This window comes from Planctomyces sp. SH-PL14 (genome assembly GCF_001610835.1).
Classification (GTDB): domain Bacteria; phylum Planctomycetota; class Planctomycetia; order Planctomycetales; family Planctomycetaceae; genus Planctomyces_A.
In genome coordinates, this window is record NZ_CP011270.1 from 6,494,886 (window position 1) to 6,509,195 (window position 14,310).

The window sequence follows — 14,310 nt, forward strand, 5'->3', positions numbered from 1 at the left end:
CAAGGGGGTCACACCCCCTTGCCCGCCGGAGGCCCGTCTCGTCTCGACCAAGCTGAAGGAGCGAGTATCCAAACGCGGACACCGTGCCGTATGCCCCCTCACCAACCCGCGGGGATTGCAATGTGGGCGGTGTGATGTGAGGGAGTCCTCAACGCTGTTTGCCCAAAGGGGATGTCCGTTGTGTCCCACGGTTCCTCAACGAAAATGCCTCCGGCGGCAAGGGGGCGTGGCCCCCTTGACCCCAGGCTGCCGTGGAACGTTGGGTTTGAGCTATGGGAGCTGCGCCGGCGAGGACGTGGTTCAAGTTTGCGGATAGGCCCACCTTCATCGACTACGCCTCCCGCGCAAAACCACACTCTGTGGCTCGGCGGCATTCAGGCAGAAACAACAAAAAGAGGGGAGGTGACCGAGTCACCTCCCCTTCTGTTTTGACGCAGGAAGAAACTACCGGATCTCAGGGCTCGGCGGCATGGGGGCCGGCGGAGTCGGGAGCGTCCCGATCATCCCCTCCGGCGCGACGCTCAGCGGCACCGGGTTGCTCGAGGCGCCGTCACCGCGGATCACCAGGACCTGAGCATCCGCGGCTGAATTCCCACCGACATTCGGTACCGTGAACTGCACGCCGAGGTCGTACCACCCCCGGATCTCCGCCGAGAGCTGCTGGTCGCCGACCGTCACGATGAGCTGGCCCGGCTCCGGACCAAACCCTTCACCGGCGAGCGAGACCACCGTGCCAGGGGCAGCGGCGGTGACGTCCGTCGAGAAGGCGGCCGGGTCGACCGAGTAGATCTCGCCGCGGTTCAGGACGGCGCCGTTGTTCGCCTTGTCCGCTTCCGGCAGGGCGCCGCGGCTGTCGACGACGGCGTGCAGGAACTCGAACGGCATCGGTGAGCCGTCGGTGTCGCGGTTCATGGCGTTCGCCTCGAACGGCAGCCGGATGTCGATCGAGACCGTCGCTTCCGGAGCGATCTCGGGAATCGTCACGCCCGACTGCTGGACGTTGCCGGCCAGCTGCTGCGTGTTGGTGGCGAACAGCGAGACGTCGAACGGCTGGCGGATCTCCGTCTTGCTGTTGTTCCGCAACCAGACGCGGAACCGGGGGCCGAGCTTCTCCGTGACGTGCCCCGGATCGACGAACCGGACCGCCAGCAGCTGGAGGTCTTCCGCCGGCACGACCACCGGCGGGACATCGACCCAGGTTCCGGCGGTGACGATCGGGAGCGGCTGCCAGACCGGGTAGTCATAGACCACGATCGGCGGACACGGGTCGTAGAAGTACGGACGGCAGTAGAACGGCCGCGGGTCGTAAATCGGCAGGACGGTCGGCCAGAAGGACCAGCTGACCCAGGGGCTCCAGATCGGCTGCCAGGCCCAGCGGGGATACCATCGCGGGCCGGGATACCAGACGCTGAAGCTCGATCCCGTGTAGCCGGCGAAGATCGGTCCCGACCGCCGCCGTCCCCAGCCCCCGTTCGCGACGAGGGTCGTGTTGAGGTTGAGCTGCCGTGTCACGTCCCCACGACGGTAGAGGTTGAACTGCCGGTCCAGGTCGTACTGCCGGCCGATCCGGGACTGGACGAGCGGGGCGAAGTCGTTGTCGCGGATCCGCGTCTGGAACCGGCCGGAGACGCGGTCCAGATTCAGGGCCGCAAGCTGCGGATTGGAACGAACGGCGTCATTGGTCCGCAGCCGGTCGAACGCCTGCCGCAGGTCGTTCTCGTCCCGGACCCGGCGAAGGTCCGGCAGCCCGCCGGCGACCTTGGGATCCTGGACAAGGTTGTCGAGGCGGAGCTTGGGATCGATCCGCAACTGCTTGACCGGGCGGCTGCCTGGATCGCGGGCGATGTTGTCGCTCAGCCCAGGGCCGCGGTCGCGGTCGCGTCCCGGACCGCCGTCGCGCCCTGGGATGCCGCCGGGAAGCGAACCTGGCGTTACGCCTGGGATGCCGGGGCGACCATTCGGTCCCCGACCCACATCGCCGCGACCGGGGGTTGGGATCGAGGGGGTCACTCCATCCCGTCCCGGACGACCGGGGAGCGTGTTGCCCGGGAGGGGCAGGGTGGGAGTGTTGGCCGACGGGGTGCCCGGAACACGGCCGGGTGTCGACGGCACACCGGGCAGGTCCGTTGAAGGGATGCCGGGGCCGCGGCCTGGTCTTGGCATCGAGGGAGTGTCAGGCGTTCCAGCGCCCGGCCTTCCCGGAAGGCGGCCGGGATTGGGGACCGAGGGAACAGACGGAGTGATTCCTGACGGGACTCCCGAGCCGCGACCGGGCCGGGGGATCGAAGGAGTCGAGGGGACTGAAGGAATCGGGTTCGACGGGATCGGGTTGGAAGGGACTCCTGAGCCGCGGCCCGGCGTCGGGACGGACGGGACTCTCGGCACACCAGCGGGAGGTCCTCCCGGAATCCGGCCCGACGGGATCCCCGGGGCACCGGCGGGCGGTCCGCTGGGAAGGCGGCCGGCGTTGGGAAGCGATGGAACACTCGGAGGATTTCCGGGGAGTCCGCCGGGACCGCGGCCGGGGAGCTGCGCGTTCACCTGGCCCGCAGGAGCACTGGGAGGACGGCGTGTTTCCACCTGCCGGCCCCGCTCCATGGAGCGGCCGATGTCCGGGACCCGCCCGGGTGACCGGTTGTTCGACGGGGGAGCAATCGGCGGCGAGGGGGTGGCGATGCTGGGGGCCGCCGGAGGAGCCGATCGTTCACGGCCGGACGATCGCGGTGGACCGCCCGACGCGCGGCCGGACGGGGGAGCAGCAATCGAAGGAGGAGCCGACGGCCGGGATGGGGGGCCGGGGGGGCGGATCGCGGTGGCGGGGCCGGGCGGGACTCGGCCCCGCGCGGACCGGCGGCGGGGCGCTCGGGAGCTCCTCGGCTCGCCTTATCTTTCTTGTCGGCGAACGCGACATTCAGCAGCAGCACGCCAGCGGTTCCGCAGGCGAGTCCGAATGACTTCCATCGAAAAGGGATCATGACGGACTCCTGCTGTTCGAGCGCATAAGGGAACTGGACACGGCCGAAATGGATACGGCCAGGACCGGTCAGGGCATGTTACGCAATTGGGGATGGCAAATCGGGGGCCGCGCGGGACTGGTCGGCTGAAGATGCCGAAATCCCTTGGACTTCCTGCTCCCATATCGTTCGACGCGCCATCAAAAGGAAAAAACCGCCGTCGAACTGACGGCGGTTTTTCGTGTCATCCAAGTTGACGTGGCGGATTACCACCACCGGCCGCCGCGGCCATAGCTGAAGCCACCCCACGGAGTCGAGACGCTGTAGCCTCGACGACCGCCGTAGTAGCCGTAGCCACCGTAGCCGTAGCCACGGCCGCCGTAGTAGCCGCGGTTGTAGCCGTAGCCGCGTCCGTAGTAGCCGCGGTTGTAGCCGTAGCCGCCGTAGTAGCCACCGTAATACGGCCGGGCGTAGTACCCACCCCCGCCGTAGTAGTACTGAGCCTTCGACTCAGTCGGGGCCATCGTCAGGGCGCCGACGGCCGCAACGGTCGCCAGCAGCAGGGTTCGAATACTGGACATGATCAGACTCCTCAGTTGCGGAACAGGTGATGATCCAGGTCAGCCACCTCTTCCGCAGAAGGTCGGCCGCCGACGTTTTGGGAAACTCAACTCCACGCCATGAGAGGAAACTCCTCTGCGACCTCCGATACCGGGGCTCCGATGGGAGTGGCGGTCACCAGCGGGCCGACCACCGCCGAGAGAGCTCTCGGGCGAACGGAGAACCGTGACAATGGAGTTGAGACACTCTCTCCATCCGTTGAAAACTTCAGCGGGGGACTTCCCTTCAGCGTGATCGACCGGGCCTGCCCGTGAACGATCAGATCGTTCTCGAGCAGCCGGTCCATCACGTAGTCCGCCGCCAGGCTCGTGAGCCGGCCGATGGATCCGTTCAGGACAATCACGTAGTCCAGGAGGCCATCGCTGAGCGACGCCTGTGGTGCTACTTGAACGCCCCCTCCCGAGCTGCGGCCGTTGGCGATGAACACATTGATCGCCTCGCACCGCGGCAGGGGCCGGCCATCGACCTCCACTTGCAGCTCATAGGGTGTCAGGTCCGCCAGCGCCATCACTCCGGCGCGGACGTAGGAGAAGACCCCCCACTGTTTCTTGAAGTCCTCATCGATCGAATCGACGAACCGTCCCGTGTTTCCCGCCGTCGCCATGTTGAAGACGAGGCGTTGTCCTTCCGCGCTGGTCGCCTCGATCGCGTCGATGGCAGCCGTGTCGCCGGAGCGGCAGACCTCAAAGGCTTCTTCGAGATCCAGAGGCATGCCAAGCGACCGGGCGAGGTCGTTTCCTGTTCCAAGCGGCAACACCGCGAGCGTGGCTCGCGCGGCCTGCTGTTCCACGATCGCCGCGGCGACGGCGCTCACAGTCCCATCGCCCCCGGCGGCGACGAGTCGCACATCCGAGTCGGCGTGGGAACGGAGGACTGAGTGGACTTCTGTCCCGAGGTCACCCGCGTCGTGAACGGTGACGTCACGCTGACGATCCAGTGTCTGACGGAACTGCTGCAAGGCACTCGCCCTGCTGGCATCTCCATTCCAGAACACATGAATTGGTTGAGACATCGGATCACCTCATCCTGCGGTTGCAGGAACGATGGATCAAAATGCATGCAGCGTGCCGTACTTTCGATTCGCCGCTCCCGTTTTCGAAAGTCGCGACGAGAATGAGCAAAAACCTTGGTCTCCAAAGCAGTTGCTGCGTGTGCATCTGGGCCGACAGCGGATCGGGGACGTTATTCCATCAAGGCCCGGACATGGATTTTGTCTTCCACACGATCAGGCTGGTTCATCACCGACAGGTTCCCCACGCTGCCCAGTTTGGTGGGCGGAGTTATCGAGACGCGGACGAAGTCAGCCGTTCGAACGTGATCTCTCATTCGCCCGATGTCTTGTCCCACTGGTTCGAAGCCGTCCTTGCCGGCACGGTGTTGCTAGTTCAAACCCAACGTGCGACGGCAGCCGGGGTCAAGGGGCCAAAAAACAACACAGGCCCCCTTGCCGCCGGAGGCGCTTCCATGAGAAACCGTGGTAAGCAATGGACGTCCGCTCCGGAATCCCCGCGGCCTGGAGGGGGCATACGACACGTCGTCCGCGTTACTCTGTCAGACATCTCTCGACGGCCAAGCCTCCGGCGGGCAAGGGGGCCAGAGAAACAACACAGGCCCCCTTGCATCCCCGACCAGGGTGCCCCTGAACCCAGTAGGTCGCCTTGCCGGATCACCATTGCGATCCAATTGGCCGTGCGAAACACTCTCTAAAATCGGACGAGGCGGCCACGGGCGGGCATCAGCGTTGAAGCCCGGCGAAGCGCCGCCCCCGATCGCAGGCCTCACGACATGCCACGGACCTATCGCGTCGGGATCATCGGGCACACAGGACGCGGCGACTACGGCCACGCCGTCGACATGGCGTTCACCAGGCTCCCGAACGTCGAGATCGCAGCCGTCGCCGACGAACACGAAGCCGGCCTCGCCGAGGCGCAGAAGCGGATCGGGGCGAAGAAGGCCTACCGCCGCTACCGGGACATGCTCTCCGAGGAGAAACTCGACATCGTCGCCATCTGCCCCCGGTGGATCGACCAGCACCGGGACATGATCCTGGCCGCGGCTGAAGCAGGGTGCCATGTCTATATGGAGAAGCCGTTCTGCCGCACCCTCGCCGAATGCGACGAAGCGGTCACGCAGCTCGAGATGCGGCACCTCAAGCTCGGCATCGCCCACATCAGCCAGTATTCCCCCGTCCTCGACACCGTCCGCTCGATCCTCCGCCAGGGAGAGATCGGCGATGTCCTGGAACTGCGGGCCCGCGGCAAAGAAGACCGCCGGGGAGGCGGCGAAGACCTATGGGTCCTCGGCTCGCACGTCTTCGGCCTGATGCGCTCGCTCGCCGGAGCCGACGCGCTCTCGTGCTCGGCGACCGTCATGCAGGGGGGGCATCCGGTCGGCAAGGCGGACGTCGCCCAAGGGGCCGAGGGGATCGGACTCCTGGCGGGGGACAACGTCCAGGCGACGTATGCGTTCCCCAGCGGGGCCTTCGGGCACTTCGCCTCCCGCAAGGGGGTAGGAGGCGCGCCGACGCGGTTTGCGATCCAGGTCTTCGGCTCCAAGGGAGTTTTGGAGATGGAGAGCGGATACCTGGCTCCGGCCTACATCCTGAAGGACGCCGCATGGTCCCCGGGGCGGTCGGGCAAGGGATGGCAGAAGATCACGTCGGCCGGAATCGACCAGCCGGAGCCGCGAAAGGATGGGAGCTACCAGGGAGGGCACATCGCCGCGATCAACGACCTCATCGAATCGATCGAGGCGGAGCGGACGACGAGATGTTCCGCCGAGGACTGCCGGCAGATCATCCAGATGATCGCCGCGGTCTTCGAGTCGCACCGCGTCGGCGGGCCGGTCTCACTCCCGCTCAAGACCCGCGAGAACCCGCTGGCGCTGATGTAGCTCTCCCGCTTCCAGACGAAGGCGGAGCGGATCGTTAAACACCAAGACACAAAGACTTCACCAAGAACACAAAGGGAAGGCATGTCGGAGGGCAGCCTTTGTGCTCTTTGTGCCTCCTTGGTGTCTTGGTGTTTAACTCTGCGGCGTCCGGCCGAGGAAGCGGTAGTACGGCGCCCGCACGAGCGGCAGGTACGGGACCTTGCCCTGGGCCTCGATGAGCTGGACCGTCTCCAGACGCGACTGGAGATACGGGATGTGGTCCGGGTTCAGGAAGACGTTCGACGACCCGAACCATGCCGGCCAGAAGAGCCGCGACATCCGGCCGTGCCGTGCCGAGCCTTCGCCCGGGTGCTTGCGGGCGGTGTAGAAGTCGACCACCCCCAGCATCCCTCCCGGCTTGAGCCAGGTCAGCGCCTGGTCGATCACCCGGAACCAGTCGGGGATCATCGTCAGCGAGTAGGAGAAGGTGACGACGTCCGCCTCGCCGGTCGCGGGGCGGTACTGCGTGGCGTCCGCCTCGACCGCTTCCACGTTCGTCCAGCCGTGCCGTGCGATCCGCTCCCGGGCCACGCGGAGGAGAGACGGGCAGAGGTCTACGAGATACAGCTGCCGGACATCCTTGAGTCGCTCGCCGATCCGCTCGGCGTTCTCGCCGGTCCCGGCCCCGAGATCGACCCATACGCCGCCGACCGGCGTCGGGACGGAGTCGATCATCTCCTGCCGGCCGTGGAGGAGCCGCTTCCGGAAGTGGTCGTAGGCGTCCGCCTGTCCCGCGTAGAAGCTGTCCAGCCGGTCCTTGTGCGTCGCTCCGCCGTGCGGATGGACACACATCTGCCACAGGACGCGGGCATCGCGGGCGAGGTTGGCGAACGACATGGAGAGCCAGAAGCGAAGAAGACGAGGGAGACGCGGCCGACGGTCGCGGCGTGAAGTTCGTTCTACCGAACTCACGCGCTCGGGGCGACGGTCGACTTCCGGCGGGCGATCGCAAAGCTGCCGTAGGTGTTGACCCGATCGCGGGTGTGGAGCCGTCCCGCCAGGTCGCGGTCGTATTCGAGCACGTCCCCCACGGTCGTCGGCTTGCCGTCGACCGTCACCTTGACCGGGTTGACGAAGTCGCAGCGGCCGCCGGCGCTCCGCCACAGGATCCGGACGTCCGGCGTCGAACGCTCGAGGATCGCCTGCCATTCTCCCCGGAGGGTGTCCGGCTGGTGCTCGTAGAGCCAGTCCATGTGGTCGAGGAGGACGAGCCGCGTCAGAGGCTGCTCGGCTTCCAACAGGAACCGGAGCAGCGGACCGGTGAAGATCTTCAGCCGGTCGACCGCGCCGTTCTTGAGAGTCTCGAAGTTGGCGGGCTTGAGGTACTCGGGGCAGCACTCCTGGGTGTACTTGCCGGTCAGGTAGACCCGCCAGAAGTAGTTGTCGGCGAGCGACTGGCGGGTGAAGACCTCTTCGACCCGGTCCATGATGAAGGCGGCGATGCCCCCCGGGTAGTCGCGGTCGATCTGACGGCGCTGGCTGGCCGGAACGCCGAGCATCGCCATCGTGGTGTCCCGCCGGAGGGCCCAGCGGATCGCCGGACGGAAGAGCCGGACCTTGAGCCGCTCGCGGTGATAGATCTCCGCCTGCTCTTCGAGCGTCTTGGCGCCGAGGACCGCCTCGACCGGGCCGCGGATCTTGGCGACGCGGTTGATGTAGCCGTTCACCAGCCAGGCGAAGAGGCCCGACGAGCCGCGGAAATAGAAGCTCCGCCGGCTGTTGAAGAATTTTTCCCCGCGCTTGTCCCAGAACCCGGCCGCGATCGGGCTCAGGGAGGGCCGCATGGCGGCATAGGCTTCGGCCCAGCGGTCGCAGTGACCTTCGCCGAAGATCTGGAAGAAGGTCTCGTACGGGAGATGGCGGATCCCCGCGACCTTGAGCTCCAGCAGCGCGTTCTGGATCGGGTTGATGTCGACCGCGGTGACGCGGCCCGCTCCCGCCAGGACGTAGTCGAGGGCATTGCATCCGGCCGACGTGATGACGACGAGGTTGTCCCGCTCGGTGAGCTCGAGCGCTTCCCGGTCAAGCCGCGGATCCTCCCAGCACTGGTTGTAGACGAGATTCTTGAGGTGAATCAGGCTGAACCAGCGGCTGCGGAGAGATTCCAACATGTTCTAGCTCCAGATCCGCGGCGGGCCCGACGGGCGGGGCGGCCGCAGACAGCGACCTCAGCAACTCGGCTCGGTCATGGACGATTCAGGGATCAATCCCGTGCCCTGCACGAGATTGAGAGACGGGCTCTGCATCAGGTTAAGCGACGGAGCCGCGGCACTCCAGTTCTCCAGGCCCATCGGAGCCGCCCCTTTGCGGGAGCTCCTCGGGCGGAGACGGTCGCCGGTGTAGAAGTGCTCGAGCCGCAGTTCGCCGTCGTCGTGCTCGATGATGGCGGTGCAGTTCTCGACCCAGTCCCCGGTGTTGCAGTACACCATCTCCCCGCGGGGAGAAATGATCGGGGTATGAAGGTGTCCGCACATGACCCCGTCGCACCCCTTCGCCCGGGCGTACTCGAGGATCGTCGACTCGAAGGAGCTCAGGAAGCGGATCACCTGCTTGACCCGCTTCTTCGCGCGGGCACACAAGTCGTATGGGCTGACATGGTGCCGGCGGACCATGCGGCTCAGGTGCCAGTTGGCGGTCAGGATGCTGTCGTAGACCACCGTGCTCATCTTGGAGACCCACTGCGCGGAGCCTTCCACAAGATCGAACTGGTCCCCGTGCATGACGAGAAGCTTGCGGCCGTCGATCATGTCGGCCTGGAACTCGTCCTGGATCTCCACGAAGCCGAGCTGCCGCTCGATGACGCGGGCGATTTCGGGGTCACGGAGGAAGTTGTCGTGGTTGCCGGGGGTGTAGTGGATCGTGGTTCCGTGGTCGGCCCAGTACTCGAAGACGTTCAGGATGCGGCTGTAATCCTGATGCCAGCAGCCGCGACGCCACTGCCACCCATCCACGAAGTCGCCGACGACATAGACCTGACTGGGAATCCAGCGTCCCAGGAACTCCAGCAGGGGGCCCGTCTGGGCATGCCGGCTGCCCAGGTGAACGTCGCTCAGGAACAGGGTGCGGATCGGACGGGCTTTCCCAGCCCAGGCTCGCGAAACCATATGGCCTCCACAGGATGCTGCGGTCCAGGGAGCGGGTCCTCCGCTCCACCCAGGGCACTCTCCCTCACCATCCGCCGGGACGAACGCGATCCGTCGTGTTCCGGATCTCCGCAGCGAACGGGCGTGTGCATGGGCATAAGGCGCTGGTACCTGTCTAGATCAGTTTCGACTCTGCATGTTGATTCGCCGTGAAGTTTACGGAAATTTGCCGTGATCGCTGGAGAAAGTGACGACAGGTCGCCCTGTTCTCCCGGGGGCTGAGGACTGCGGTTGTGTCCAAGGGGACACGCTACCGTCCTTGGCCTCATCCGGCGAGCGACCGGAGGCGGGTGAGGCGAAAAGAGACGGTGCCGATCACTTGACCGAGAGCGCCTCCAGGTAGTCCAGCAGCGACGCCAGCTCATGGAGCGTGTAGTTCTTCATGACACCCTCAGGCATCATGGAGACGGGCTGCGTGCCGCGCTCTTCGATGTCGGCCTTGCTGATCACATATTCCTTCGCTTGCGCGTCCCGGAGCGTGACCCGGTCGCTCTCCTCGTTCGTGACGAAGCCGGTGACGACCCGGCCGTCGGTCAGGACGATCACGTTCGTGGTGAAGCCCTGGGCGATCGTCTTGCTCGGGATCAGGATCGCGGTCGCGAGGTCCGGCCGCTTGTAGGTCTTGGCGATGCTGCCGAGGAACGGGCCTTTCTGGGCCTGATCCTTCGACGTTGTGTGACAGGCGATGCAGTTGGCCTTGGTGAAGAGGAGCTCGCCGAGCCCTGGGTCTCCCTTGCGGGGGACGACCTGGGCGATGACCTGCTCCGGCGGGAGCGAGCCGATCTTGGGGCTGGTGTCCGGTGCCCGGCGGCTGAGCTTCAGGTCGCCAATCGCCCGGCGGGCCGCCTCGGCGACCGCTTTGTCCTCATCCCCTTCGGCAAAGAGGATTTCGTCGTCGATGGCGTGGCTGCGGATGCGGGCCGCGGCCTTGATGAGCTGGATCCGGCGGGCCGGCGTGGCCCAGGCGGTTCGGATCGCCTTCTGCGCGGCATCGCGAGCTTCCGGGCTGCCGTTGTTGCGGGAGGCGAGGGTCAGCAGGGCGGCACTGGCCCAGTCGGCGGCGCGGCCCTCGGCTTTCTCGGCGGCCTCTTCGACGGCGGCGTGCTGGCTCTCGATCACGGTCGCGGCGAGGAACGCGTTCCGGGCTGCTTCCTGGTCCTTACCCGATCCCTTCGCTTCATCGAGGGTCGCCAAGGCTGCCAGCAGCGCCGGGACCGCGGCGGGCTCATTCGACTTTGACAGGATCGCGACCGCCCCGGCGAGTGTGGCGGGGGAAGCGTCCCGACTGCGGGCGGCCTCGAGGACGAGCGGGATTCCCGCGGGGGGGACCGTGTCGACCGCCGCCATCTGGAGGACCGCGTCCGGGACGAGCTTCGGGTTCGACTTCGCGAGGGCGATGATCTGTTCCAGCGCCTCGTTCGACTGAATCCGGTTGCGGTTCATCTCGCGGACGAGGTGTCCCGCTTCCTCAGGCGAAGCGGTCTGGAGCGTCGCCTTCAGGACGGCGGCGATCCGCGGGGTCTCGCTCCAGGCTTCGGGCTGGTAGTACGGGCCGCGGGTATCGGGCCGCGTCCCCCACGAGTCCCCCTTCCACGTCCCTTCGTGGTAGTGGAGCCGGCACAAAGCGGAAAGAAGGCCGAGCCGGCTGGCGGTGTCGCGCTCCTGTTCGAGTCGGGCAATCAGGCCGGTGACGACTTCGGGCTCGTGCATCATCGCGAGAGCCCGCAGGGCACCGGCCCGCTGCGGACCGCTGGAGGTCAGGGTGTCGAAGCATCCCTTCGAGAGACGGCGGCGGGCCGCTTCTCGGATGGCGATGTGCCGGATGACCGGATCCTCCGCTCCCAGGTTCGCGACGACATCGGCATCCGATGCGGAGCCGGTCAGCTTACCGGCGAGGGCTCGGGCGTCGTTCTGCTGCCGCAGGCCGCGGGCGAGGAGTTCGTCGCTCCGCTTGTCGCCGCGGCGGACCAGTTCCCGCTGGGCCTCGACGCGGCGGCGATAGCTCGGCGATTCGAACTGCCGGACGAGCTCATCGCCCGTGGCCTTAGCAAAATTCGGGAGCGGCTCGGCGCGAAACCCCTTCGGCTTCACGCAGACGATGTAGCCGACGTCCGGACCTTCCCAGTTGAACGTGGCCCCCTTCCAGCTCGCGCAGTAGACGCGGCTCAGGGCGTCGACGTCGGCATCGGTGGGGCGGGTCATGCGGATGAACGGTTCGGGCTTGGCCGTTTCCGCGAATGTCGATCCCTTGGGCTCGACGGTGTGGCGGTAGAGCGAGCCGGTTCCCCAGTCGGCGGTGAACGGCGCGTCGTTCCACTTCCCGAAGCCGGGCTCGTCGATGTAGACTGCGCCGCAGCCCGAGCCGCCGCCGTAGTCGGCGAGTGGCTGCACGCACTCGTCGTTGAAGTTCTTGTAGAGCCGCGGGTAGCCGTGGTCGTCCCCGCCAGTGAAGTGGTGCAGCCGGACGTCCCATCCGCCGCCGTCGTTCGTGTTGTCGCGGGCGAACATTTCCATCGCGGGGCTGATCGCGACTTCGAGAATGTTCCGCGTGCCGGTCGAGTAGATCTCCAGCCCCGTTCCGTCCGGGCGGACCCGCAGGACGCCGCCGCCGCGGTGCTGGACCTTCCGGCCGTCGGTCCCTTCGGCGTTCAGGAACCCGAAGTCCCCGCCAGCGATGTAGAGCCAGCCGTCGACGCCGAGGCTCATCCCGTTGGTCGTGTGGTCGGCGGGACGATCGGCGTAACCGAAGGCGAGGTCCTTCACGAGAACCTTCTGCTCGTCCGACTTGCCGTCGCCGTCCTTGTCGATGAAGACGCTGAGGTGCGGCGGGTGCATCAAGTACAGGCGGTCATGGTCCCACACGAGGCCGCGGGGAGCGTCGATCTCGCAGAAGACGTTCGTTTCGTCGGCCCGTCCGTCGCCGTCGGTGTCCTTCAGGCGGATGACCCGGCCCCGCTTCGGCGAGCGCCCAAGCGAGCCGTTGCCGTCCGAGCTGACAAACAGCGTTCCGTCCGGCGCGGCGGCAACGAAGACCGGGTAGTTCACCATCGGCGGGGCGGCGAAGACCGTCACGTCGAACCCGTCCGGGACGGTGATGTCCTTGAGGATCGCTGCTTCCTTCTCCGGCGTCAGCTTCTCCGCTTTCGGCGGGACGTTCCCTTCCTTGGAGTAGGGATCGGCGAGCGTCGGCTTTGCTTCGAACGGCTTGCCGTCCGCCCCCGCGGGCCAGAGCGACTGGATCCCGTCCCCTTTGAGGACGATTTCGCGGATGCTGCACCAGCCGCCGTGCTTCATCCCGGTCCCGGTGATCCGGACGAACTTGACCGGGTCGGCCGTGATGAGCTTGTCCTCGTGGATGCCAGGCTGGGTGTTCTTCGTTGCGTCGAGGAGGAGCGTCCAGGTGTTGCCGTCGGCGGAGCCTTCGACGCGGTACTCGTAGGCATTGTTGCTCTCCCACGTGAGCGTGATCGCTTCGAGCTTGTGCGGCTTGGGGAGCTCGAGCTGGAGCCACTGCGGGTAGTTCCCGCCCGCGGCGCACCACCGCGTCTGCGGGTTGCCGTCGACGGCGCCGATCATCGGGTTGTGCCCTTCGGAGCTGGAGGCCGAGAGCTTCACGAGGGTCGCGTTCTTCGGCATCGTCCCCAGGACCGTGGGAGCCGCGGCGGGGGCCTGAGCCTGGGCCTTCGAGGGGATGAAGGTGACCTTGTTCTCGCCGGTGAAGGGGACGAAGTACTCTGGGGTGAGCTTGCCGCAGGACCAGAGGAGGCCGCGGGTCACGAGATCGAGATACTTGGGGTCGGCGACGGTGTCGGTGTTGTGGCCGATCGTCGTGCTGAAGCTCCTGGCTCCCTGCTTGTCGTTGGTCCAGGCGACGACGTATTCGTCCGTGACCTCCTGGCCGTTCTTCTTGTAGGTCTGCTTGCCGATGGCGAGCGGGTGGGCGCCGTGGAGCTTGACGTTGTTGTAGAGCTCTTCCTTGATCGTCTGCCAGTTTTCGAGCGGCTTCGTGATCGGGTGGTCCTTGTCGACGAACTCGATCCGGATCGGCTCCTGGGGGCCGTGGGCGCTCGACTGCACGCCGAGGAAGTCGAACCACATGTCGGTCCCGGTGCGGAAGCTGTGCATGCCGCAGTGGAGGTTCACCGCCGGGATCGTCTCGTGGGTGTCGAGGATCCGCTGGATGAGGGCCTTGTCGTTGATGCTGGAGGCACACTCGTCATGGATGATGACGTCGTAGCCTTTGGCCCAGTCCGGCTTCTCGTAGAGGGGGAAGACGGGGGCGGTTCCCTTGTCGTCGGTCCAGTAGACGTCGACCTGGACGAAGGCCCGCTCGGAGATCCCTTTGCTGAGGACCTTGGTCTGGCCGGCGTAGTCGTGGCAGCAGCCGCCGGCGACAAGAAGGGCCTTGATCGGTTTGGCGGGGGGCTTGGTGGCGGGGGGATCCTGGGCGCGGACCGAGGGTGGGAGAATCGACAAGAGGAGCAGGGCCCCTGTGGCCAGGGCCAGTACGGCGGGTCTCGACATCACGCTCTCCGGGCGAACAATCGATGGATGTCCGAGCGGGAGACTGGTTCACGAGTGCGACCCGTCGGCATTTGTCGGGTGTAGTGTGACGGCTTGCCGGGCGGGAGAGTAGCGACCGGAGGGGAGCGGCCTGTCCC

General features: G+C 66.4%; 9 protein-coding genes. 2 read left to right on the plus strand and 7 right to left on the minus strand.

Features of this window, described 5'->3' with window-relative positions:
• Positions 1-444: 444 nt before the first annotated feature.
• Complete coding sequence (locus VT03_RS24825; protein ID WP_156514741.1) at positions 445-2,010, minus strand: hypothetical protein; 1,566 nt, start codon at positions 2,008-2,010, stop codon at positions 445-447.
• A gap of 617 nt (positions 2,011-2,627) precedes the next feature.
• On the opposite strand from VT03_RS24825, the gene VT03_RS24830 reads away from it, so the two are divergent.
• Positions 2,628-2,954, plus strand: coding sequence for a hypothetical protein (locus VT03_RS24830; protein WP_156514742.1), 327 nt, complete (start codon positions 2,628-2,630; stop codon positions 2,952-2,954).
• A 266-nt stretch (positions 2,955-3,220) separates the two neighbouring features.
• On the opposite strand, the gene VT03_RS24835 is transcribed toward VT03_RS24830, so the two are convergent.
• Together VT03_RS24835 and VT03_RS24840 are read right to left on the minus strand one after the other, a co-directional pair.
• Positions 3,221-3,535, minus strand: a complete 315-nt coding sequence (locus tag VT03_RS24835) for a hypothetical protein (RefSeq protein WP_075095495.1) — start codon at positions 3,533-3,535, stop codon at positions 3,221-3,223.
• Between the two features lie 86 nt (positions 3,536-3,621).
• A complete protein-coding gene (locus VT03_RS24840; protein WP_075095496.1) occupies positions 3,622-4,587 on the minus strand; it encodes a diacylglycerol/lipid kinase family protein in 966 nt (321 codons plus the stop codon).
• A 773-nt stretch (positions 4,588-5,360) separates the two neighbouring features.
• Between VT03_RS24840 and VT03_RS24845 the strand changes: the two genes are divergently transcribed.
• Complete coding sequence (locus tag VT03_RS24845) at positions 5,361-6,467, plus strand: Gfo/Idh/MocA family protein (RefSeq protein ID WP_075095497.1); 1,107 nt, start codon at positions 5,361-5,363, stop codon at positions 6,465-6,467.
• A gap of 132 nt (positions 6,468-6,599) precedes the next feature.
• Here the strand turns inward: VT03_RS24845 and VT03_RS24850 are convergent, their stop codons facing one another.
• The 4 genes from VT03_RS24850 to VT03_RS24865 all read right to left on the minus strand — a co-directional run bounded on the left by VT03_RS24850 (position 6,600) and on the right by VT03_RS24865 (position 14,173).
• Positions 6,600-7,343, minus strand: coding sequence for a class I SAM-dependent methyltransferase (locus VT03_RS24850; RefSeq protein ID WP_075095498.1), 744 nt, complete (start codon positions 7,341-7,343; stop codon positions 6,600-6,602).
• A gap of 71 nt (positions 7,344-7,414) precedes the next feature.
• The gene (locus VT03_RS24855; RefSeq protein WP_075095499.1) at positions 7,415-8,617 is read right to left on the minus strand and encodes a DUF3419 family protein; all 1,203 of its coding nucleotides are present in this window, start codon (positions 8,615-8,617) and stop codon (positions 7,415-7,417) included.
• Positions 8,618-8,674: 57 nt separating this feature from the next.
• Positions 8,675-9,610: a UDP-2,3-diacylglucosamine diphosphatase gene (locus tag VT03_RS24860; RefSeq protein ID WP_075095500.1), complete on the minus strand. Its 936-nt coding sequence runs from the start codon at positions 9,608-9,610 to the stop codon at positions 8,675-8,677.
• A 354-nt stretch (positions 9,611-9,964) separates the two neighbouring features.
• The gene (locus VT03_RS24865) at positions 9,965-14,173 is read right to left on the minus strand and encodes a discoidin domain-containing protein (RefSeq protein WP_075095501.1); all 4,209 of its coding nucleotides are present in this window, start codon (positions 14,171-14,173) and stop codon (positions 9,965-9,967) included.
• Positions 14,174-14,310: the final 137 nt, after the last annotated feature.